The following is a 21,189-nucleotide window of genomic DNA, read 5'->3' as shown; positions in this document are numbered from 1 at the left end:
GATACGAAAAACGCAGGAGCGCATTCATGATCGAAAAGATCCGCATGGCCGAACTGACCTCGGAAGAGGCGCGTCAGCACCTGACCGCCGAGGCTGTCGTCCTGCTTCCGATGGGGTCTCTCGAGGATCAGGGCATCCATGCGCCGATGGGCGACTACCTCGCCGCCGACCTCATGGCGGTCGAGATTGCCAAGGCCGCCCGCGCCGATGGTGTCGCGACCTTCGTCGCCCCGGTCATACCTTTCGGCGGGCGCGACTATTTCGACAGCAGCCATGGCGGCATCTCGATCAGCCACGCCACGCTGTGCGGCATCCTCGACGACATGTTCGCCTGCCTGAACCGCCACGGCATCCGCAAGGTGATGATCGTCAACGGGCACGGCGGCAACGTGCCCGCGATCACCGAGGTCACGCTGCGCTGGCGCCAGAAGGCCGGGATGTTCGTTCCGTCGATGTACCTCTGGCAGGTGGCCTACGGCGAGCTGCCGGGTCTGATCGGCAAGGAGCAGGCGGCGAAATCCTCCGGCCACGGCGGCGATCCGCTGACCTCGGTCGGCCTGCACTTCTACCCCGACATCCTGCGCGCGGACCTGATCCGCAAGGCGCCCGAAGGCGCCACGATCAAGGGCATGGCGATTTCCGGTTTCAACAGCGTGTCGATCGACGGCGCAAAGATCCAGGTGCCGATCGAGGCGCTCGAAGCGACGGAAACCGGGGCCTTCGGCTGCGATCCGACCCTGTGCTCGGCCGAGACCGGCGAAAAGCTGGTGGCCCGGCTTGCCGCCATCGGCGCGACGCTTGTGCGCGATCACGTAGCCCCGGGCCTGCACGACTGAGTTTCACCCGCGGACCGGTCGACACCGTAACCGCACCCCCAAAGGGCTGACGTCATCCACGGACCATCACGAACCGGGCAAACCGGTCGGTCAGCCCCCCAACATGGAGAGACGAAGATGACCAAAACACTGCGACTGACCCTGACGACAGCTATGGCGCTCGCGCTTGCCGGCCCCGCACTGGCCGAAACGACCTGGCGCATGGCGACCAAGATGCCGGTGGACAGCCCCGAGGGGCAGGTCTTTGCCAAGTTCGCAGAACTGACCGAGGAATACACCGGCGGCGAGCTGAAGATCGACGTTTTCCCGAACGAGCAGCTCGGCAAGGAAGACGCCGTTCTTGAGCAGCTTCAGGCCAACATCGTCCAGATCTACGCCGAAGGCTTCGGCTACCTGAAGAAGTGGGAGCCGGCGCTGGCCTGGGTCGCCGCCGCATTCGCCTTCGACGATTTCGACCACTGGCAGCGCTTCATGACGTCGGACACCGTGACGGCCTGGTTCGACAATGCCGCCGAGCAATCCGGCGTGCGGCCTCTGGGCGACCCGACGCGCGTGCTGCGCGGACCCTACCGCGTGATGGTCTCGAACGTGCCCATCGAAAGCGCCGCCGACATCGAAGGCATCAAGCTCCGGATGCACGAGAACAAGGTCGCCATCGAGACATGGGACCACCTTGGCGCCGAGGTCATCACCCTGCCCTGGACCGAGGTTTACCAGGGGATCTCCAAGAGCATCGTGGAGGCGGTGAACTCCCCCATCGCGCTGGTGGAATCCATGCGCTTCAACGAGGTCGCCCCCTACATCACCCGTCACGACGAATACTGGCAGTCGATCGGCTTCATGGTGAACGAGGACGCGCTTGCGGCGCTGGACGAGGAAACCCGCGCAGGTCTGATGAAGGCCTACGAGGAAACCGGCGACTACTCGCAGGAAGTGATGTTCGGCGTCGCCGATGAAAGCATCAAGCGCATGGAAGAGGCCGGGGCCACCTTCACCGTGCTCGACACCGCACCTCTGGTCGAGAAGATGCAGAGCTTCTACGCCGCCATGGCCGAAAGCGGCGAACTGCCCGAGGGCTTCATGGACGCGGTCGAGGCCAGCCGGACACCCAGCCAGTGACCCCCTACGACTACATGCCGGAGGGCCCGCTGCAGCGGGCCCTCAACCGGATCGACCGGCTGAACTGGGATCTGGGCGGCATCTTCCTGTGGCTGTCCAACGCTTGCCTGCTGGTCATGCTGGGGCTGACCGTGGCGACCATCATCCTGCGGCCGCTCAGCCTCGCGGCCTACTGGATGTGGCCGTGGACGATGGTTTTCTTCATCTGGCTCAGCTTCTTCGGTTTCTTTGCCATGTACGCCCGGCTGAAGGACGTGCGCGTCGACTTCATCGCCGGACTGTTCGGCCCCATCGGCATGGCGGTCACACGGGTGTTGTCGGACGCCGCCACCCTGACGGTCACGGGCGTGTTGCTCTGGCAATTGCCGCAGGTCATCGCCACTTCGCGCGGGGTTTATGACGGCGCGATCCTGCCCGCCGGTTTCGAGCTGCCGCGGCTGGCCCTGTCGATCCCGCTCTTCATCTCGGCGGCGCTGGTGGCGATCACCGCGCTGATCGACCTCGCCAAGATGGCCTCGGGGATGCCCGAGAACGTCGCCGACCACCACCCGGAGAGCTGACACATGGCCTGGATCCTGATCGGAACCTTCATTGCGCTGATCCTCGTGCGGGTGCCCGTGTCGATCGCCATCGGCGCGGCGACGGTGCTGACCTTCGCGACATCCGACTTCTCCTCGGCCATGCAGATCATCCCGCAGCAGATGCTGGAGGGGGTGAACAAGGCCTCGCTGACCGCCGTGCCCTTCTTCATCATGGCCGGGAACCTGATGAATGCGACCGGCGTGACCGAACGCATCTTTGCCTTTGCCAACGCACTGGTCGGCCACCTCAAGGCCGGGCTGGCGCAGGTCAACATCCTGTCGTCTATGATCTTCGCCGGTATCTCGGGCGCCGCCGTCGCCGATTGCGCGGGCCTTGGCGCCATCGAGATCAAGGCGATGCGCGAACGTGGCTACAAGTCCGATTTCGCCGCCGCGATCACCGTGGCCTCTTCGGTCATCGGACCGCTCATCCCGCCGTCCATCGGGCTGGTGATCTATGCCTTCCTCGCCCAGCAGAGCATCGAACGGATGTTCTTGGCCGGCCTTGTGCCGGGCATCACCGTCGGACTGGCGCTAATGCTTTATGTCCGGCTGCGCGCCGGTTTCGAGGAATTCCCGACCCAGCCACGCGCCACGCCGCGGGAGGTGGTCGGCACAGCGCGCCACGGCTTTGCCGCGCTGGTGGCCCCGGCGATCATCCTCGGAAGCATCCTCTTCGGGTTTGTCACCGCGACCGAGGCCGGTGTGCTGGCCTGCGTCTACTGCATCTTCCTGGGCATCTGGTATCGCGAGCTGACGCTGGCCAAGTTCAAGCAGGCGCTGTCCGACACGGCCATGATGACCTCTGTCATCATGATCATCATCGCGTTTTCCATCGCGATGGGCTGGCTTCTGGCCATCGACCAGACGCCGCAGAAACTGGCCGACTGGACCTTCTCGCTGACCGAGAACCGCAACGTGTTCCTCGCGCTTCTGCTTGTCTTCATCATCCTCGTCGGCTGCGTCGTCGAAGGCGTACCGGCCAAGCTGATCCTCGTGCCGACGCTGCTGCCGCTGATCGACGCCTACGGCATCGACCGTGTGCACTTCGGCATAATCATCCAGCTCGGTCTGCTGATCGGTATCGCCACCCCGCCCATGGGTATCGGCCTCTACATCGTCTCGGAGGTCGGCCGCGTCCGCTTCGAAAAGGTGACGATGGCGGTGCTGCCCATGCTTCTTCCGCTCTTCGCCGTGCTGATCCTGCTGACCTACGTGCCGCAGATCGTGACCTTCCTGCCCGACCTCGTCTTGGGCAAGCAATAAGGACTGACCATGACCAACCTGACCTACAAGATGAACCCGATGCCCGCCGCGATCCCGCAGGACAAGCTGGACCGGCTGGCGAAACTGGAAACCGCCACCATCGGGCATTTCTACCACTTCGGTTTTGCCGCGCCCGCCATCCAGTCGGTGCTGCCGGGCAAGGTGGTGGCGGCGACGGTGGCCACGCTGGCGATCCCGGGTCACGATTCCACGCTGCTGCACCATTGCCTCAGCCAGTGCGGACCGGGCTACTTCCTCGCGGTCGACCGGCTGGGCGACACGAAATACGCCTGCTGGGGTGGTGGCGTCACCCGCATGGCAGCGATGATCGGGCTTGAGGGCGGTTGCGTCGACGGTCCGCACACCGACACCGCCGAGATCGCGGAACAGGATTTTGCCATGTGGTCGCGCGGACCCTCGCCGGTGACCACTCGGCTCTACAACTCCGGCGGCGGCTTCAACGTCCCGGTCTCGATCGGCGGGGCCGCCGTTCTGCCCGGTTACGCGGTGCTGGCCGACGACAGCGGCGTGCTGTTCATCGCGCCCGAGGACCTCGACGCCGTGCTGGAAGAAGGTGAACTGAAGACAGAGCGCGGTCGCGTCAACGAGGCAAAGGTGACCGAAGGCACACATCTGGGTCAGCTCTCCGGTGCCACGAAGATGGTCGAGGGGAAACTGAGGCAGTGAGCCTCAGACCCCCTCGATGAACGTGGCATGGCGCGGATGATTCCGACACCACTCCTCCGCGCATTCGCGCGCAAGGTCGAGCACCAGGCGAACCTGCTTGCGCCGTGCCCGGTTGGCATAGGTGCAGGCAAGGTCGAGCGGCGGGATCTCGTCGGTCACGCTCAGCTGCACCAGCCGGCCATCCGCCAGCTCGTCCTCGACCCCGATGAGGGCCAGCGCCGAGGCGCCGTACCCCAGCCGCAGCATTTCGTACATCGTCGCCAGCGAGTTGCCGTAGTGCCGCGCCCCGCGTTGCGAGCGCATCTCCTCGATGATCTCGGCCACCGGGTTCCACATCGGAGAGGTCTTGGGATAAAGCACCAGCGGCAGGTTGCGCAGCGCCTCGGGCGTCATCGGCTGCGGCACGCCCTCCACGAGGTCGGGCCGCGCCACCCATCCGACCGCGAACCGGGTTGTGAATTCCGCCTCGGGCACGCGGTCGCCGCTGGCGGTGAAGGCCAGGTCCAGCGTGCCCGCGTCGATGAAACGCGCCAGTTGCAGGTCAGAGCTGGAATAGACGTCCAGCGTCAGTTCCGGATGGTCGTCGCGCACCCGCTGCAACAGCACCGGACCCCAGGTCAGCGCCGCCATGCCGGCCAGCCCGATGGCCAGCCGCTGCTTGTGCTTGTCGAGCAGCCGCGTGTTCATGGTCTCGCGCAGATTCAGGAACTGCAGCGCGAAATCGGCCACCTCGATCCCCTGATCGGTCAGCCGGAAGCTGGGCGCGGTCCGGTCGATCAGGGTCTTGCCCAGGTCGTTTTCCAGCGACTGGATCCGCGCCGAGACCGCCGGTTGCGTCAGGCCCAGCCTCTGCGCGGTCTGGCGATAGTTCTGGATCTGGCTGAGCCAATAGAAGGCTTCCAGCTGCTTGAAATTCATCCCCCTACCCCATGATGCGATCGAAGAAGGACAGTCCCATGAAAGCCGTCGTCTACCTGCCCGTCGAGGACAAGACCCAGTGGTGGGTCGAGATGTTGCAAAGCCTCCTGCCGGGTTGGGAGGTCGCCTCGATGGACGATCCGGGCGATCCCGCCGGTGTCGATTTCGCCGTGGTCTGGCGCCCGCGCACCGGCGATCTGGCGCAGTTCCCGAACCTCAGGGCCATCGTCTCGATCGGCGCGGGGATCGACCACGTGCTCGCCGACAAAGAGCTGCCAGCCGGTGTGCCGATCATCCGCACCGTGGGCACGGACCTGACACAGCGGATGCGTGAATACGTCGCCCTGCACGTCCTGCGCCACCACCGCGACATGCCGCGCCAGTTGCAGGCCCAGGCAGAGGCCGACTGGCATGCCATCGTCGTGCCGGTGGCGCCGAACCGGACGGTGGGTGTGATGGGTCTGGGCAACCTCGGCGCCGCGGCGGCGCAGACGCTGGCCGGGCTGGGCTTTGACACCCGCGGCTGGTCGAAGTCGCAGAAGGAGATCGACGGCGTGACCTGCTTTGCCGGGTCCGAGGGGCTCGACGCCTTCCTCGACGGGTGCGAGATCCTCGTGAACCTCCTGCCGCTGACTGACGAGACGCGCGGCATCCTCTCTGCCAGCCTCTTTGCCAAGCTGCCGAAAGAGGCCTGCGTCATCAACTGTGCCCGCGGCCCGCATCTGGTCGACGAGGACCTGCTTGCGGCGCTGGACGGCGGGCAAGTTAAACAGGCGACGCTCGACGTCTTCCACCAGGAACCGCTGCCCGCGGACCATCCCTTCTGGAACCACCGCAAGATCACCGTCACGCCCCACGTCGCCTCCCAGATTGACGCGGGCACCGGCGGGCGCCTCATTGCCGCCAACCTGCTGGAGTTTGCGAAGACCGGCACCTGCAACGACGTGGCCGACGCGGCGCGCGGCTACTGACCGATGCCTTTGCCGAGGGGTGGCATCAGACATGCTGCCCCCCGTTCACGTCGATGGAGCTCCCGTTGACGTAAGACGCCTCCCCCGAGCATAGGAACAGCACCACGCGGGCGACCTCGTCCGGCTGGCCCAGCCGCCGCATCGGGATCAGGCGGGCCATGTCCTCGGTTCCGGGTGACAGGATTTCTGTCTCGATCTCGCCCGGGGTGACCATGTTCACCCGGACGCCGCGCGGCCCCAGCTCTGCCGCCGCCTCCCGGGTCAGCGTCGCAAGGGCGGCCTTGGAACAGGCATAGGCGGTGCCCGCAAAAGGATGAACGCGCGTGCCGACGATGGAGCCGACGTTGACCACCGCACCCTGCGCGCGCTCCAGCTCCGGCAGCAGGTCGCGCATCAGCGCCGCCGGTCCGATCAGGTTCACGTTCATGACGTGGTGCCAGATCTCGTCGCTGCTGGAGGCCACACCCAGACGCTGGCCCTCCGGCCCCTTGGGCGAGATCCCGGCATTGTTCACGATGGCGTTGAGCCCGGTCTCGACCAGGGTTTCGCGCAGCCGCGCCACGAGGTCGGCACGGGCGGCGGGATCGGCCAGGTCTCCCTGGAAGTGATCGGACGTGCCCGCGTGCCATGGGCAGCGCGCATCAAAGGCGGTGCGGGACACCGTCAGAACCCGCCAGCCGGCAGCCTGGAACAACTTGACGGTGGCGTGGCCGATACCCCGGCTGGCCCCGGTAAGCAAAAGCGTCTTCTGTGCCATCATGTCCCTTTCAGGGATAAGGTCGCGTCAGATATGGAAAGAGACACCGGCATCCGCCAGCCCGCCCCCCATGGCGGAGACGGTGCCATCGGCGCGCCAGCAGGCGGCTCCGGTCATCGCGCCGTCCGGGTCAAAGGCGATGGCGTTCATGCCACCGCCGATATGCGGAACAAGCTGGACCTCGTGCCCCTTCGCCTCAAGCGCCGCGCGGTGATGCGCGTAGTCGGGTTCGAGTTCGACATGCGCACCTTCGGTCCAGATCCGGGGGGCCTCCACCGCCTGCTGCGGGCTCATCCCGAAGTCGATCAGGTTGACGATCGCCTGCATGGCCGAGGGAAAGATCCGCAGCGCGCCGGGCAGCCCCAGGGCAAAGCGCGGCGCACCGTCTTTCAGCACCATCATCGGCGCCATGGAGGTCGGCACCCGCTTGCCCGGTTCGATGGACAGCGCCTTCCCGGGATGCGGGTCGAAGTTGTACATGTAGTTGTTGGGGATGATCCCCGTGCCCGGCACCATGATCCGCGCCCCGAACAGCCCGTTGATCGTGTGCGTGGCCGAGACCACGAAACCGTCGCGGTCGGCCACGGTGACATGGGTGGTGTTCCGGCTCTCGTAGCCCGGCGGCACCTGCCCTGCCCCGCCCACATCGCGCAGCCGGGCGCGGCAGTCGCTGGCATAGTCCTTCGAGGTCAGCTTTTCGACCGGGATATCGACGAAGTCCGGGTCGCCCGAAGCCGCACGGCGATCCTCGAAGCCCACGCGGATCACCTCTGCCAGCAGGTGCAGCCGTTCGGCACTGTCGAAACCCATGGCGGCCAGGTCGTAGCCTTCCAGCATGTTCAGCATCTGTGTGACATGCACCCCGGACGAGGCAGGCGGCGGCGGTCCGGCGATCTGGAAACCGCGATAGGTGCCAAAGATCGCGTCTCGCTCCCGCGCCTCGTAGGTGCGCAGGTCTTCCAGCGAAACGCTGCCTTCGTCGCCCAGCCTCTCGACCAGCGCCGCCCCCAGCGCGCCGCCATGCAGCGCGGCGTCGCCTTCGCGAGCGATCAGGCGCAGGCTTTCGGCATAGTCGCCCCGCACCAGCCGGTGCCCCGGTGCGGCGGGCGTGCCGTCCGGAAGAAACTGCGCGGCGATCACGGGATCGCGGGCGAGGTCCTCCGCGTGGCGCTGGATCGTGCCGTTCAGGTAGGCGGTGACGCGGAAACCGGCCTCTGCCAGCCGGATCGCCGGGGCGATGACGTCCTCGAACGGCAACGCGCCGTGGGCCGCCTGCATCGCACACCATCCGCGCAGATTGCCCGGCACCGCAACGGAGGCCGGGCCCACCAGGTTGCGGCGGCCCTCCGTCTCCATGTAGTCGGGCAGCCGGTCCGAGACCGGGCGGAACATGTCCGGCCGGGCCGAGGCGCCCGCGTGCGACAGGCAGTCATAGACCACGTGACGCCCGTCAGGTGTGCGCAGATGCGCCACGCCACCGCCCGCGATGCCGACCATCATCGGCTCAACCACGGTCAGTGCCAGAAGCGCGGCCACGGCGGCGTCCACCGCATTGCCCCCGGCGGCCATGATCTCGTGACCGGCGGCGCTGCCCAGCGGGTGGTTGGTGACGACAACCCCGGCGGAACCGCTGGCCGGGGCCTTGCGGCAGACGAAGGGCAAAGGTGTCGGATCGGTCATGTCTGTTCCTCGGAGATCAAGGCGTTGTCAGGGTCGGCACCGCAGCCTCAAGCACCTCGACGAAGGCGCGGGCGGCCTCCGTCAGCGGGCGGCGGGCGGGTTCGAGAAGGTAGAGGCTGCGCCAGAGGTCGAGCCCCTCAATCGGCACGAAGCGGATGTCGGGGTCGCGGAACAGCAGGACCGCGTTCCTGGGCAGCAGGGCGACGCCCAGACCTGCCCGCACGAGGCACAGTTGCGCGATGGTCGAATGGGCAGTCAGGCGAGGTGACAGGAAGTCCCGCGGGATGGCGGGGCTGTCGGTCAGCAGTTGCTGTGTACCGGTCTGCGCGTCCAGCCCGATCAGGCTGTCGGCGTCGATCTCGTCCAGCGCCACGCTGTCACGCCCGGCAAAGCCATGGTCCGACGGGCAGGCCAGCCCGACCTGATCACGCAGGATGGCACGCTGACGCAGGTCCGGAGATCTTTGCGCGCGCCCGGCGATGGCAATGTCGAGCCGCCCTTCCGCCACCATGATTGCCAGCCGCTCGGCGATGTCGTCATGCAGCATGCAGCGGATGCCTGCCCGTCCGGCAAGGAAGTCTGACAGCAGCGGCGCCAGCAGTTCCGAGATCGCAGAGGGCGACGCACCAAGATGCAGCGTGCCGCTTTCCAGCCCGGCGCGGGCGCGCAGCCGGTCAACCGCGCGCTCCATCCCGGCAATCAGCGGCGCGGTGTCGTCGAGGAAGTCCTGACCCAGCGGCGTGATGGATGGCGGGCGGGTACGCCGGTCGAAAAGCGGCGCACCGATGTCGGACTCCAACTGCCGGACAAGTTCCGACAGGGCCGAAGGAACGACACCCAGTGTCTCGGCGGCCGCGCTGAAGGACCCCTGCGCCGCAACCGCATGCAAGGCGCGCAGGTGTCGAAAGTTGATGTTCATTTTGACTGATGCAACTTCCATGTTGTTCGGAATTTATGATACTAATCGATGCAACGCAACGATTTCCGACGATGAGACCGCCCTGATGACCGAGACCTCCACGAACTGGCAGGCAAGCGCCGAAGAATTGGGCGCGCTGACAGAAGCCCTGCGTGAGGCCGGTTTTCGTGGGGAGCTGGAGACGGACAGCGCCCTGCGCGAGGCGATGTCCACCGACAACTCCGTCTATCGGATTCGTCCCGACCTCGTGGCTGCGCCCCGCGACGCCGCCGACATGGCCACACTCGTCGCGGTCATGGACAGGCCAAGGTTCCAGCGCGTGCCCATGACGGCCCGCGGCGGCGGGACGGGCACCAACGGGCAGTCGCTGAACAACGGTGTCGTGGTGGACACCCGACGTCACATGCACCGGCTTCTGCATCTCAACGTGGATAACGGATGGGCCGATGTCGAACCCGGTCTGGTGCTGGACGACCTGAACGCTCAGATCAGGCACAGCGGCTGGTTCTTCGCGCCCGAGACCTCGACCTCTACACGCTGCACCATCGGCGGCATGGTCAGCACCGATGCCTCGGGCAAGGGCTCGCGCGTGTACGGCAAAACCTCCGACAACCTGCTGGGTCTGGAGATCGCGCGCCCCGAAGGCCTGCTGTTCAGTGGCGATCCGGCGCCCGACTGGGCCGCGCCACTGCTGGCCGGGGCAGAGCGGGCGGCGCGCAGCGGGCGCGCAGCCTTCGTCGCAGCGACGCCCGACCTCAACCGCCGCTTCACCGGATACGATCTGGAACGCGCCTGCCCCGAAGGCGGGGGTTTCGAATGGTGGCGGCTGTTTCCCGGCTCAGAGGGGACTCTGGCGCCCATTTCCCGCATCCGCGTGAGGCTGCGCCGGATCGAGGCGGAGAAGCGCCTGATCCTTGCCGGGTTCGACAGCTTCTCTGCCGCGCTTTCCGCTGCCGTCCCCTTGGGTGCGGGGGACCCGACCGCTGTCGAGGTGATGGACGAGCGCACTCAGGGCCTTGCCGCCACGGCCGGCCTGCTGGGCGACCTGCCCCCGGCGCTGAGCGCCCCGGGCATCGCGCCGGTCTTCATCGAGGTGAACGGGGACGACGCGGCAGAGGTCGAGGCGCGCGTCGCGGCGATCCTTGGGATCCTGGACAACCTGCCCGGGCTGCGCGGCACCCATCTTGCCGCGGACCGCGACGAGATCCGCAGGCTTTGGGCGGTACGTTCCGCAGGGGTGGGCCTGCTTGGCCGGACAGAGGGCCGCGCCCGGCCGGTGGCCTTTGTCGAAGATGCCGTGGTACCGCCGGAGAACCTCGCTGCTTTCCTAGAAGACTTCCTCGCCGTGCTCGACGGCTTCGGCCTCTCCTACGGCATCTACGGACATGCGGATGTCGGCTGCCTGCACGTCCGGCCGGCGCTGGACATCGACAGCATCAACGACCGCAAGGCACTTGCAGAGGTGTCGGACGCGGTCTTTGCCCTGACACGCAAGCATGGCGGGATCTTCTGGGGCGAGCACGGCAAGGGGGTCCGGGGCGCATACCTGCGCGACTGGATCGGGGATGAGGCCTATGGCGCGCTTCAGGGGGTCAAGGCGGCGTTCGACCCGGCAGGCCGCATGAACCCGGGCAAGCTCGTCGCCCCACCAGAGCAACTGATGGGCATCTCCACCACGCCTTTCCGCCCGTTCAACGCGCCCGAGGGCGACGGGCTGGAGCGGGCGTTCCGTTGCAATGGCAATGCGCAATGCCTGTCTTATGCCACAAGCGTGCCCATGTGCCCGTCGTTCAAAGCCACGGCAGACCTGCGGCACAGCCCCAAGGGCCGCGCCGACGCGCTGCGCGCCTGGCACGAGGCGCGTCAGCACGAGGGACCGGATGCGCTTGCCCGGCGCGAGGCGGACCTTTATGCCGTGCTCGACACCTGTCTCGGCTGCAAAGCCTGCGCCACGACCTGTCCCGTGCAGGTCGACATTCCCGACATGAAGTCGCAGTTCCTCGCCGATTATCACGCCCGTCACCCCCGCGGCCTGACCGAGCGGCTGACGTTGCTGGCGGAGCGCCTGAGCCCGATGGCGGTCCGGCTGGCGCCGGGGGCGGCCCCGCTCTGGCCCGCGCTGAGGCCCTTGGTCCAACGCCTTACCGGCCTCGTCGATCTGCCGGAGCGATTGGCGCGCCCTTTACCCCACGCGGCATATCTGTCGGCCCGGGAACTGGAAGCACCGCTCCCGAAGGACACCGTAATCCTCGTGCAGGACTGGTTCACCGCGCTCTTCGACGAAGCGGCCCAGAGGCAGGCGGTGGCGGGATTGCGGGCATTGGGGTATGTGCCAAGAATGCTTGTTATGCGCCCGGCGGGCAAAGCGGCGCTGGCGGCCGGCGATTTGTCCTGGTTCCGCCATATGGCAAGTCGGCAGGCCGCGCTGCTGACACAGGCCGCGGCAACCGGCGCGCCGCTGCTAGCGCTGGACCCGGCTTTTGCCATGATGCTGCGACAGGACTATGCGCGCGCCGGCATCGTCCTGCCGGACGTGAAGATGCCGCAGGAGTTCCTCTCCGCCGAAATCGCATCCGGGCGCAGTTTCCCGAAGGCGGCTGCACCGCGCGCACGGCTGCTGGGCCACTGCACCGAAACCAGCGCATCGCCCGGCAGCCGCGCCACATGGCGCAGTGTGTTCGCAGCACTTGGCGTGACGCTCGAAGTGCCGGAGACCGGTTGCTGCGGCATGGCGGGGCTTTTCGGCCACCAGAAGCGCCACCAAGAAGTCTCGACCCGCCTGTTCGACACCTCGTGGAAGGACAACGTCGCCGACGACATTCCGACGGCCGCCACGGGCTTTTCCTGCCGCAGCCAGACAAAGCGGCTGGCCGGTCGGCACCTGACGCATCCGCTGGGGCTGATCGCGGAATTGCTAGAGGCGGAACGCCCGCCCAGCCCACAGTGACTGGCGCAGTCAGCGAGCAACCTTAAATGAAGTTCAATAGCTGACCAGGCAGCATCCGGTCCAGGTTACCGAGTGCACCTCAGCCAGACGGCAAAAGACTACCCAACTCCAGACTGCAGTCTCATATGTTGGGCGAGGAACCGGGAGCGGGCAGGTGAAAACCATCTCGCGCCACCGTCGCTGAAGACGCCGCAATTGGCGCCCGCGATTGCCCCCACGGTCGCCGGCACCGCCCCCACACCGCAAAAGAACGAAATCTCACAGTTTGTCGGAACGGACACGCCTGCGAGCCGTTCAACCCTAAAGGGCCTCGTTCAACTGGCCCTCAACGCGCGCTCAAGCAACAGGAGGTCGCATGTCCGATTTGACTGCCCCGCCCGATCACACCGAACGCCACGAGACCGTATGGGGAGTAAAGCTTCTGGGCTGGATCAGCGTTCTGCTCGGTGCCGTCATTCTCGCCGGGGGTGTCTGGCTCATCCTGCTTGGCGGAAGCTGGTACTACGGGCTCGCCGGGCTGGGCCTGCTGGTGACCGGCATTCTCCTCAACCGGTACATGATGGAAGCGGCCTGGACATACCTTGCGGTCTGGATCGGTACGGTGGCCTGGGCATGGTGGGAGGTCGGCGCGGACTGGTGGGCCCAGGTACCTCGCCTCGTTGCGCCCACGCTGATCCTCGTTCTCCTGCTGCTGTGCATTCCCGCACTGTCTCGGCACGCCTCGAAATTCTGACAACGGCAGGTTCCTCATGACACGCCATTTTTCAATCGTAACAGCCGCGCTTCTGGCCGGCGCTTTTCCCCTCCAGGCACAACAGGCCCCTGCGCCGCAGCAGGAAACGGTGACTCCCGAACCCGTCGATGACACGGCAGATCATAACACCTCGCCTGATGAGACATCCGAAGGGACGGGCCAGACAGACGCCGGGCAGGACGCGGCGCCGCGTCCCCAACCGCAGGTCGGTGCGGACTGGCCCTTCTGGGGCGGTGACGCGCAGGCCACCCGGTATTCGCCGCTGGACCAGATCACTCCCGAAAACGTCAGTCAGCTCGAAGAAGTCTTCACCTTCCACACCGGCGACCTGCCCGAGGGCACGGCGGAAGGGAAGTACTCGCCCGAGGTCACGCCGCTCAAGATCGGCGACGACCTCCTGATGTGCTCCGCCATGAATATCCTGATCTCCGTGAATGCCGAGACCGGAGAGGAGAACTGGCGCTTCGATCCGGGCGTCCCGAACGAGGCCATCCCCTACGGCGCCACGTGCCGGGGCGTTTCTGCCTATACCGATCCCAGTACGACCGAGGGGGATGCCTGCGCGACGCGCGTGATCCAGGCGACGCTCGACGCGAAACTGGTCGCCGTTGACATGGAAACCGGCACGCCTTGCGAGGACTTCGGCGAAAACGGCACCGTCGACCTGTGGCAGGACATCGGCGAACGTGTGCCCGGCTGGTACGCCGTGACCGCGCCACCGGCCATCGTCCGCGGGATCATCGTCACCGGCGCTCAGGTGAAGGACGGTCAGGCGGAAGACGCGCCGTCAGGCGTCGTACGCGGCTATGACGCCGTGACCGGCGAGCTGGCCTGGGCATGGGATCTTGCCGCGCCTGAGCAGAACCGCAACGGTCCGCCCGAGGGCGAGGTCTATACGCGCGGCACGCCCAACATGTGGACTACGGCGGTCGCGGACGAAGAGCTGGGCTATGTCTATCTGCCGCTCGGCAATTCCTCGGTCGACTACTACGGCTCCAACCGGAGCGAAGTGGAAAACGAGTACGCCACGTCTCTGGTCGCGCTCGACGCCACCACGGGCGAGGAGGTCTGGCACTTCCAGACCGTGCGGCACGATGTGTGGGATTACGACCTCGGCAGCCAAGCGACGCTGCTGGACTACCAAGGCACGGCCGCCGTGCTGCTGCCGTCGAAACAGGGCGACATCTACATCCTGGACCGCGAGACGGGCGAGCCGCTGACCCCGGTCGGCGAACTGACCGACCTGCCGAAAGGCGAGATCGAGCCTGACTACATCTCGGACACCCAGCCGATCAGCGAATGGCACACGCTGCGCAAACCTGCGCTGGAAGAGAAGGACATGTGGGGCTTCACCCCCATCGACCAGCTCTGGTGCCGCATCCAGTATCGCCGTGCCAATTATCAGGGCTTCTTCACCCCGCCGTCTTCGGACAGGCCGTGGATCCAGTATCCGGGTTACAACGGCGGGTCTGACTGGGGCTCCGTCGCGGTGGACACCGAACGCGGGATCATCGTCGCGAACTACAACGACGTGCCGAACTACAACCGTCTTGTGCCGCGGGACGAGGTGACGTCGAAAGCGATCAACCGTCAGACAGGCGAGGAGAAAGCCGGGGGCGGCGCCGAGGGCGCAGCCGATCCGCAGGAGGGTTCGCCCTACGGCATCTCGGTCAACGCCGGCTGGCGCAACACCGGGACGGGCGTGCCCTGCACCCGTCCGCCCTATGGCGGCATCCGCGCGATCGACCTCGAGACGGGAGAGACGCTCTGGGACCGCCCGCTTGGCACGGCCCGGCGCAATGGCCCGTTCGGCATCCCGTCCTTCCTGCCCTTCGACATCGGCACGCCGAACAACGGCGGCTCGGTGGTGACGGCAAGCGGTCTGGTCTTCATCGCCGCGGCGACGGACAACCTGTTCCGCGCCATCGACATCGAGACGGGCGAGACCCTGTGGTCCACCGTGTTGCCGGCAGGCGGTCAGGCCAACCCGATCACCTACGAAGCGGGTGGCCGCCAGTATGTCATGGTCACGGCGATGGGCCACCACTTCATGGAGACGCCCGTGGGCGACGAGGTGATCGCCTGGGCCCTGCCCGAAGACTGAGGCCAACTATCCGCACCTTAGGGCTTGCCCTTCAACGGCTCCGGTGACTTACCGGGGCCGCTTTTTTCGGTCCGTGCGCGCCCGGTCCGGAGAAAGCGGGCAGCAGTAAAGAGCACGTCTTTACATCAGGACAGCGCGGCGCGCCTCACCCTTGCCTCGCATTTGTTCTTAAACTCCCGCGGATGAGTTGCGCTTCGCCAAGGTTCTCGGGCACGCGAGCTGCTCGCAGTCGATGTGCCACCGAACCTACCAGACCGGAGGCGTCGTCACCCACATCACCCGGCTCTGCTCGTTGCAGAGGTTGCGGAAACGGTGCGGACGGCGGCTTTCGAAGTGGAAAGCATCGCCCTCTGCCAGCACAAAGCGGTGGTCGTCCACCCAGAGCTCCAGCTTGCCGCGGAGCACCACGCCGCATTCCTCGCCTTCATGCGCATAGGATTCCTCGCCCGAGCTGCCGCCCGGATCGAGCACGATCTCCATCACTTGCAGCGCGCCCTGATCGTGGACGGTCAGGAAAGACTTCACCATCCCCTTGTCGCCGAAATCGACGGTGCGCCGCCGCGCCTCGCGCACGATGATGCCATCCTCGCGGCTTGTGCCGTCACTCTCGGCGAAGAGGGACAGGAAAGGAATGCCGATCACCTCGCAGATGGCGCGAAGGTTGCGGATCGACGGTGAGGAGATGCCGCGTTCGATCTGGCTGAGAAGCCCCGTCGAGATGCCCACCCCCTCGGCCACGGTCTGAAGCGACAGCCCGCGCCCCTTGCGTGCCTGCCGCACCGCCTCACCGAGCGAGGTGTCATCCATTCCGCTCATCGGATCGGAGAGCAGTTTTGCTTCATTTTCGACTGGGGGCATCGGCGAATCTTCACTCCGGTGAAATCATTGTCAGCCACTTAGCCGACCGGACCTTCGCCTGTTTAGACGCTTCCGCACGAAAAATGAAGAAAAACAATCGACAACTCAGGCCAATTTCAGGAGCGTGAAGATTTTCTCGCAAGTCGGTTGCGTCTTGGCATTTCTTCATTATCGTGAAGGTCACAAACCAGCCGCGTCACATTCCCCGTCCAAAGCTGTGGCGCCAGAAAACAGGGAAACTACAGATGACCATCCGCAAAATTGCCCTGGCCGGTGCGCTTGCGCTCTGCGCCACCCAATCCTTCGCCGAGGATCTCACCGTCGGCGTCACCACGACCGGCGTGCCGTTCACCTTCGTCGATACCGGCACGCAGGAACCGACCGGCGCGATGGTCGACCTTGCCGCCGCCATCGCCGAAGACATCGGCATGACCCCCGAATTCGCCGTAAACCAGTTCTCTGCGCTGATCCCGGCGCTGCAGACCGACAAGATCGACATCATCTCGGCGGGGATGTTCGCCACCGACAAGCGCAAGGAAGTCGTGGACTTTTCGACGCCGGTCTACAGCTACGGCGACGCCGCCTTCGTCGCGGCCGAAGACGAAGGCAGCTACCAGCTCGACGATTTTTCCGGAGAGGTGGTCGGCGCGCAGATCGGCACCACTTTCGCCGACCAGCTACAGGCCAAGGGGATCTTCAGCGAGGTGAAGCTCTACGACAGCCTCGTCGATATCATGCGTGACGTGAAGCTGGGCCGGATCAAGGCGGGCTTCGGCGACAAGCCGATCATCGCCTACCAGATCGCCCAGAACCCTGCGCTGGGGGTCAGGCTGGTGGACGGCTACACGCCGATGGGGGTCGGCGACGTCGCCCTGGCCGTGTCGAAGGACAAGCCGGAGCTTCTGGAGCAGGTCAACGCTGCCATCGCCGAAATGCAAGAAAGCGGCGAGCTGGACGAGATCTTCGGCAAATATGGGCTCTGAAACCCATCGCAAGTCTGACAGGGCCCGGGCATTGCGCCGGGCCCGCGCCCTTCTGACGGGAGACCCGCATGCTACCCCTTTCCGAGCGAATCCAGGAATACCTGCCGCTGCTTGTGACCGGGCTTTGGAAGACCATTGCCGTGACCCTTCTGTCACTTGTCCTCGCTTCGGCGCTGGGGCTGGTCTGGGCGATGATGCGCAGTTCAGGCACCCGCTGGCTCAGCCTGCCCGCGCGCTACATCGTCGAGTTCCTGCGCGGTATCCCGATCCTCGTCGTGCTCTTCTACATCTATTTCGTCATGCCCGAGCTTGGCCTCGACCTCACCGCCTTCCAGGCCGGGGTCGTGGGACTGGCACTGACCTACTCCTGCTACATCGGCGAAACCTTCCGCGGCGGCATCGAGGCGGTGGACCGCGGCCAGATCGAGGCGGCGAAATCCATCGGCATGAAGCACGGCAAGATGATGCGCCGCATCGTCCTGCCTCAGGCCTTCCGCATCTCGCTTCCGCCTTACGGCAACAACATGGTCATGCTTCTGAAGGACAGCAGCCAGGTCTCTGTGATCTCGGTTGCCGAACTGACCATGCAGGGCAAGATGCTGGCCTCCTCGACCTTCGACAACATGACCGTCTTCACCATGGTCGCGGCGCTTTACCTGTGCCTCACGATCCCGCTGAACTTCCTGATGCGCCGGGTGGAGCTGAAGATGGGAGCCGCGACATGATCCGTTTCGAGAACGTCCACAAGTCCTTTGGCCACCACGAAGTGCTCAAGGGCATCGACGCCGAGGTCGACAAGGGCCAGGTCGTGTGCCTGATCGGGGCGTCGGGCTCCGGCAAGTCGACGCTGCTGCGTTGCGTCAACGGGCTGGAGGACTACCAGTCCGGCCGCATCAGCGTCGAAGGCGAAACGGTGGATGCCCATGCGAAATCGATCCACGCGATCCGCACCCGGGTCGGCATGGTCTTCCAGCGCTTCAACCTGTTTCCGCACATGACCGCGCTGCAGAACGTCATGGAAGGCCCGGTGCAGGTGCTGGGCGAGGGTCGCGACGAGGTCCGTGCCCGCGCCGAGGACCACCTCCGCCGCGTCGGGCTGGGCGACAAGATCGACTTCTATCCTTCCGCATTGTCCGGCGGACAACAGCAGCGTGTCGCCATCGCCCGCGCACTGGCCATGCGTCCCGACGCGATCCTGCTGGACGAACCGACCTCGGCGCTCGACCCCGAAATGGTGGGCGAAGTGCTTTCTGTGCTGCGCGATCTGGCCGAGGAGCAGATGACCATGCTGGTGGTCACACACGAAATCCAGTTCGCCCGCGAGGTCGCGGACAGCGTGATCTTCCTTGACCAGGGGCGCATCGCCGAGAAGGGCAGCGCCGAGGAGGTGCTGAGTCGCCCGCAGAATCCCCGCACGCAGGAGTTCCTGCGCCGCGTCACCCACCCCGCCTGACCGGAGCCTTCGCCATGGACTTTCCTTCCCTCTGGCGCGCGACCGCCCCCGCCGCGCCCCTTTGGCCCCCGCTGACCGAGTCGCGGCGCTGCGACGTGCTGGTGATCGGCGGCGGCTTTCAGGGGCTGTCTGCGGCGCTGCACCTTGCCGAGGCCGGCACCGACGTCGTGCTGCTCGAAGCCGAGGATCCGGGCTTCGGCGCATCGGGACGCAATGGCGGTCAGGTGATCCCCGGCCTGAAGGACGATCCCGACACCCTCGACCGAACATGGGGGCCGGCCGCGACCGAATTTGCCGGCGGGACGGCCGACGTGCTCTTTGCGCTGGTGGCGCGGCTCGGCATCGACTGCGACGCCGTGCAGGACGGCTGGATTCAGGCGGGCAGCAAGCAAGTGCATCTGGCCGGGCTGCGGGCGCGCATGGCGCAATGGCAAGCCCGGGGCGTCTCGGCCGATTGGCTCGACGCGGACGCCATGGAGCGCGCGACCGGCGCGCGCGGTTTCACCGGTGGGTGGCGCGATCCACGCGCTGGCCGGGTGCATCCGCTGAAGCTGGCGCAGGGTCTGGCGCGCGCGGCTGAGGCTGCGGGCGCACGGATACATGGGCGTAGCCCGGTGGCGACGCTCACGCGCCATGGCAAAGCTTGGCAAGCGCGGCTGGAGGGCGGCGCCACGGTAGAGGCGGAGAAGGTGATCCTTGCCACAAACGTCTACACCCCGGCGAAGCTCGAGCCACGGCTGCGTCGTGCCACGGTGCCCGCCAACAGCTTTCAGGTCGCCACGGCGCCCCTGACGGCCGCACAGCGCGCCCGCATCCTGCCCGGGGGCGAGGTCGTATCGGAGGCGCGCCGAGTCGGCACCTACTTCCGCATCGGCCCGGAGAACCGTCTGATGCTGGGCGGGCGCGGCAGTTTTTCCGATCCGCATAGCGCCGAAGGGTTCTCGCGCATCGAGGCGGAACTGGCCCGGCTCTTCGGAACGGGTTTCGAGATCACGCACCGCTGGTTCGGGCGGGTGGGCATGACCCCCGACCACCGCCTCCGGCTTTGCGCTCCGGCGCCGGGGCTGCTTGCCGCAACAGGTTTCAACGGGCGGGGTGTCGCGCTCTCGGTGTCGCTGGGCAAGGCCATGGCGGAACATCTCGCGCATGGCACACCGCTGCCCATCCCGCTGAGCGAGACGATCCCCGCCCTGCCCTTCCACGCGCTGCATCCGATTTATGGCAGCCTCGGCATTCGCTACTACCAGCTTCGGGATGCTCTGGATCGTTGAGCACCGCCGGTCTCTGACGTGCCCGACAAATGTGGAAAAGCCGGCGGGGCCGCATACGTTCCGGAAAAAGGCGGCGGCGGGCGCTTGAGGTCTGGAGACGCGTTCGCGTCCGGTCATAGATAAAGGCCGCATCACCTTATCCGAAGGCTTCACCCTCGCCGCGTTGAATTCCGCCCGCGACGCGGAAACCCGCGTTGGAGGTCGAACTGTCGGGATCGTTGCGGGTACGCGAATGCACGTGGTAGCGGTCGCAGTAGCTGATGTGGCACAGGAATGAGCCGCCTCGCTGAATCCGCGCGACGCCATCTTCGGGACCGGTCGGATCGACCTCCGGCAGGCGGCCCGGGGCCGGACGCGGACCGTAGCGGTCCGATACCCATTCCCACACGTTGCCCGTCATGTTGTACATGCCGTAGCCGTTCGGCGCATAGGACCTGACAGGCGCGGTCCCGACAAAGCCATCCTCTGCCGTGTTGGTCGCAGGAAAAGCGCCCTGCCACGTGTTCATTGCAAAGCTGCCGCCCGGCGTAAGCTGGTTGCCCCAGGGAAATTTCTTGTGCGCCAGCCCGCCGCGCGCCGCGCGCTCCCACTCTGCCTCGCGCGGCAGACGAAGGCCGGCCCAGTTGACATAGGCCAGCGCGTCGTACCACGCGATATGCGTCACCGGATGGTCTGGCCGATCCGAGACGTCACTTCCCGGCCCTTCCGGCGCCGACCAGCAAGCGCCATGCAACTGCCGCCACCACGGCAGGCCCGGCGGATGTTCCTGCCATTTCGCGGCATCTTCGAGCAGGAGGTGGAAGACGAAGCTCCAACCCTCCTGCTCCGCCACAGTCCGGTAGCCGGTGTCCTGCACGAACGCGGCATATTCGGCGTTGGTGACCGCGACCGGAGACATGCGGAAAGGCGAAAGCTTCACCTTGCGCCGCGGGCTGTCGAGGTCGTCGGGAAAGCGGGACTTCCGCGTGCCCATGTCGAAGATGCCGCCCGGGATCTCCGTCAGCGCTTCCCACAGCCGCGCTTGCACGTCCGCCGGAGCGCGGGCGACGCCCAATGCACGTTCCATCAAGACGTCCTGCGACGTG

19 protein-coding genes are annotated in these 21,189 nt (G+C 66.2%); 13 read left to right on the top strand and 6 right to left on the bottom strand.

All coding sequences use genetic code 11. The features are described from left to right. Positions 1–26 precede the first annotated feature (26 nt). The 5 genes from CDO87_RS22320 (at position 27) to CDO87_RS22300 (ending at position 4,489) form a co-directional block, all read left to right on the top strand. A complete protein-coding gene (locus CDO87_RS22320) occupies positions 27–836 on the top strand; it encodes a creatininase family protein (RefSeq protein WP_100931127.1) in 810 nt (269 codons plus the stop codon). Between the two features lie 117 nt (positions 837–953). Beyond that, positions 954–1,955: a TRAP transporter substrate-binding protein gene (locus tag CDO87_RS22315; protein WP_100931126.1), complete on the top strand. Its 1,002-nt coding sequence runs from the start codon at positions 954–956 to the stop codon at positions 1,953–1,955. Beyond that, positions 1,952–2,515, top strand: coding sequence for a TRAP transporter small permease (locus CDO87_RS22310; RefSeq protein ID WP_100931125.1), 564 nt, complete (start codon positions 1,952–1,954; stop codon positions 2,513–2,515). The genes CDO87_RS22315 and CDO87_RS22310 overlap by 4 nt, the downstream gene beginning before the upstream one ends. A gap of 3 nt (positions 2,516–2,518) precedes the next feature. Continuing rightward, positions 2,519–3,802: a TRAP transporter large permease gene (locus CDO87_RS22305; protein ID WP_100931124.1), complete on the top strand. Its 1,284-nt coding sequence runs from the start codon at positions 2,519–2,521 to the stop codon at positions 3,800–3,802. 9 nt (positions 3,803–3,811) lie between these two features. Next, positions 3,812–4,489, top strand: coding sequence for an RraA family protein (locus CDO87_RS22300; protein WP_100931123.1), 678 nt, complete (start codon positions 3,812–3,814; stop codon positions 4,487–4,489). A gap of 3 nt (positions 4,490–4,492) precedes the next feature. Here CDO87_RS22300 and CDO87_RS22295 read toward each other — a convergent pair whose 3' ends face one another. After that, entirely contained in the window at positions 4,493–5,407 is a 915-nt protein-coding gene (locus CDO87_RS22295; protein ID WP_100931122.1) for a LysR family transcriptional regulator, read from the bottom strand. A gap of 38 nt (positions 5,408–5,445) precedes the next feature. On the opposite strand from CDO87_RS22295, the gene CDO87_RS22290 reads away from it, so the two are divergent. Next, positions 5,446–6,378 carry a glyoxylate/hydroxypyruvate reductase A gene (locus CDO87_RS22290; protein ID WP_100931121.1) on the top strand — a complete coding sequence of 311 codons (933 nt, stop codon included), beginning with the start codon at positions 5,446–5,448 and terminating at the stop codon, positions 6,376–6,378. A 25-nt stretch (positions 6,379–6,403) separates the two neighbouring features. Here CDO87_RS22290 and CDO87_RS22285 read toward each other — a convergent pair whose 3' ends face one another. Genes CDO87_RS22285 through CDO87_RS22275 form a run of 3 tightly spaced genes read right to left on the bottom strand, consistent with a single transcriptional unit; the run spans position 6,404 to position 9,734 of the window. Beyond that, the gene (locus tag CDO87_RS22285) at positions 6,404–7,135 is read right to left on the bottom strand and encodes an SDR family NAD(P)-dependent oxidoreductase (protein ID WP_100931358.1); all 732 of its coding nucleotides are present in this window, start codon (positions 7,133–7,135) and stop codon (positions 6,404–6,406) included. A gap of 27 nt (positions 7,136–7,162) precedes the next feature. Continuing rightward, positions 7,163–8,815: a gamma-glutamyltransferase gene (gene ggt, locus CDO87_RS22280; RefSeq protein ID WP_100931120.1), complete on the bottom strand. Its 1,653-nt coding sequence runs from the start codon at positions 8,813–8,815 to the stop codon at positions 7,163–7,165. A gap of 16 nt (positions 8,816–8,831) precedes the next feature. Next, complete coding sequence (locus CDO87_RS22275) at positions 8,832–9,734, bottom strand: LysR family transcriptional regulator (protein WP_254698487.1); 903 nt, start codon at positions 9,732–9,734, stop codon at positions 8,832–8,834. 85 nt (positions 9,735–9,819) lie between these two features. On the opposite strand from CDO87_RS22275, the gene CDO87_RS22270 reads away from it, so the two are divergent. From CDO87_RS22270 to CDO87_RS22260, 3 genes are all read left to right on the top strand, one after another. After that, positions 9,820–12,681, top strand: coding sequence for an FAD-binding and (Fe-S)-binding domain-containing protein (locus CDO87_RS22270; RefSeq protein ID WP_100931118.1), 2,862 nt, complete (start codon positions 9,820–9,822; stop codon positions 12,679–12,681). Between the two features lie 355 nt (positions 12,682–13,036). Further along, complete coding sequence (locus CDO87_RS22265) at positions 13,037–13,414, top strand: glucose dehydrogenase (protein ID WP_100931117.1); 378 nt, start codon at positions 13,037–13,039, stop codon at positions 13,412–13,414. A 16-nt stretch (positions 13,415–13,430) separates the two neighbouring features. Continuing rightward, positions 13,431–15,539: a pyrroloquinoline quinone-dependent dehydrogenase gene (locus tag CDO87_RS22260; protein WP_100931116.1), complete on the top strand. Its 2,109-nt coding sequence runs from the start codon at positions 13,431–13,433 to the stop codon at positions 15,537–15,539. Positions 15,540–15,785: 246 nt separating this feature from the next. Here CDO87_RS22260 and CDO87_RS22255 read toward each other — a convergent pair whose 3' ends face one another. Further along, positions 15,786–16,346 (bottom strand): cupin domain-containing protein, encoded by a 561-nt coding sequence (locus tag CDO87_RS22255; RefSeq protein WP_254698486.1) that lies wholly within the window; start codon positions 16,344–16,346, stop codon positions 15,786–15,788. Between the two features lie 296 nt (positions 16,347–16,642). Between CDO87_RS22255 and CDO87_RS22250 the strand changes: the two genes are divergently transcribed. The 4 genes from CDO87_RS22250 to CDO87_RS22235 all read left to right on the top strand — a co-directional run bounded on the left by CDO87_RS22250 (position 16,643) and on the right by CDO87_RS22235 (position 20,104). Beyond that, positions 16,643–17,380 carry an ABC transporter substrate-binding protein gene (locus CDO87_RS22250; protein ID WP_100931114.1) on the top strand — a complete coding sequence of 246 codons (738 nt, stop codon included), beginning with the start codon at positions 16,643–16,645 and terminating at the stop codon, positions 17,378–17,380. Between the two features lie 68 nt (positions 17,381–17,448). Continuing rightward, the gene (locus CDO87_RS22245; protein WP_100931113.1) at positions 17,449–18,105 is read left to right on the top strand and encodes an amino acid ABC transporter permease; all 657 of its coding nucleotides are present in this window, start codon (positions 17,449–17,451) and stop codon (positions 18,103–18,105) included. After that, positions 18,102–18,833: an amino acid ABC transporter ATP-binding protein gene (locus tag CDO87_RS22240; protein WP_100931112.1), complete on the top strand. Its 732-nt coding sequence runs from the start codon at positions 18,102–18,104 to the stop codon at positions 18,831–18,833. Before CDO87_RS22245 ends, CDO87_RS22240 begins: the two co-directional genes overlap by 4 nt. Before the next feature lie 14 nt (positions 18,834–18,847). Beyond that, positions 18,848–20,104 carry an FAD-binding oxidoreductase gene (locus CDO87_RS22235; RefSeq protein ID WP_100931111.1) on the top strand — a complete coding sequence of 419 codons (1,257 nt, stop codon included), beginning with the start codon at positions 18,848–18,850 and terminating at the stop codon, positions 20,102–20,104. Between the two features lie 136 nt (positions 20,105–20,240). Here the strand turns inward: CDO87_RS22235 and CDO87_RS22230 are convergent, their stop codons facing one another. Further along, positions 20,241–21,170, bottom strand: coding sequence for a formylglycine-generating enzyme family protein (locus CDO87_RS22230; RefSeq protein WP_254698485.1), 930 nt, complete (start codon positions 21,168–21,170; stop codon positions 20,241–20,243). Between the last annotated feature and the right edge of the window lie 19 nt (positions 21,171–21,189).

It is taken from the genome of Sagittula sp. P11 (assembly GCF_002814095.1).
Lineage (GTDB): Bacteria > Pseudomonadota > Alphaproteobacteria > Rhodobacterales > Rhodobacteraceae > Sagittula.
Note: the sequence above shows the minus strand (reverse complement) of the source record. Positions and strands in the feature narration are given on the sequence as shown.

What these genes read in the sequence shown, in the direction of transcription:
- CDO87_RS22320 (WP_100931127.1), top strand. Translation starts at nt 27, where the DNA reads ATGATCGAAAAGATCCGCATGGCCGAACTGACCTCGGAAGAGGCGCGT.
- CDO87_RS22315 (WP_100931126.1), top strand. Translation starts at nt 954, where the DNA reads ATGACCAAAACACTGCGACTGACCCTGACGACAGCTATGGCGCTCGCG.
- CDO87_RS22305 (WP_100931124.1), top strand. Translation starts at nt 2,519, where the DNA reads ATGGCCTGGATCCTGATCGGAACCTTCATTGCGCTGATCCTCGTGCGG.
- CDO87_RS22300 (WP_100931123.1), top strand. Translation starts at nt 3,812, where the DNA reads ATGACCAACCTGACCTACAAGATGAACCCGATGCCCGCCGCGATCCCG.
- CDO87_RS22295 (WP_100931122.1), bottom strand. Translation starts at nt 5,407, where the DNA reads ATGAATTTCAAGCAGCTGGAAGCCTTCTATTGGCTCAGCCAGATCCAG.
- CDO87_RS22290 (WP_100931121.1), top strand. Translation starts at nt 5,446, where the DNA reads ATGAAAGCCGTCGTCTACCTGCCCGTCGAGGACAAGACCCAGTGGTGG.
- CDO87_RS22285 (WP_100931358.1), bottom strand. Translation starts at nt 7,135, where the DNA reads ATGGCACAGAAGACGCTTTTGCTTACCGGGGCCAGCCGGGGTATCGGC.
- ggt (WP_100931120.1), bottom strand. Translation starts at nt 8,815, where the DNA reads ATGACCGATCCGACACCTTTGCCCTTCGTCTGCCGCAAGGCCCCGGCC.
- CDO87_RS22275 (WP_254698487.1), bottom strand. Translation starts at nt 9,734, where the DNA reads ATGAACATCAACTTTCGACACCTGCGCGCCTTGCATGCGGTTGCGGCG.
- CDO87_RS22270 (WP_100931118.1), top strand. Translation starts at nt 9,820, where the DNA reads ATGACCGAGACCTCCACGAACTGGCAGGCAAGCGCCGAAGAATTGGGC.
- CDO87_RS22265 (WP_100931117.1), top strand. Translation starts at nt 13,037, where the DNA reads ATGTCCGATTTGACTGCCCCGCCCGATCACACCGAACGCCACGAGACC.
- CDO87_RS22260 (WP_100931116.1), top strand. Translation starts at nt 13,431, where the DNA reads ATGACACGCCATTTTTCAATCGTAACAGCCGCGCTTCTGGCCGGCGCT.
- CDO87_RS22255 (WP_254698486.1), bottom strand. Translation starts at nt 16,346, where the DNA reads ATGGATGACACCTCGCTCGGTGAGGCGGTGCGGCAGGCACGCAAGGGG.
- CDO87_RS22250 (WP_100931114.1), top strand. Translation starts at nt 16,643, where the DNA reads ATGACCATCCGCAAAATTGCCCTGGCCGGTGCGCTTGCGCTCTGCGCC.
- CDO87_RS22245 (WP_100931113.1), top strand. Translation starts at nt 17,449, where the DNA reads ATGCTACCCCTTTCCGAGCGAATCCAGGAATACCTGCCGCTGCTTGTG.
- CDO87_RS22240 (WP_100931112.1), top strand. Translation starts at nt 18,102, where the DNA reads ATGATCCGTTTCGAGAACGTCCACAAGTCCTTTGGCCACCACGAAGTG.
- CDO87_RS22235 (WP_100931111.1), top strand. Translation starts at nt 18,848, where the DNA reads ATGGACTTTCCTTCCCTCTGGCGCGCGACCGCCCCCGCCGCGCCCCTT.
- CDO87_RS22230 (WP_254698485.1), bottom strand. Translation starts at nt 21,170, where the DNA reads ATGGAACGTGCATTGGGCGTCGCCCGCGCTCCGGCGGACGTGCAAGCG.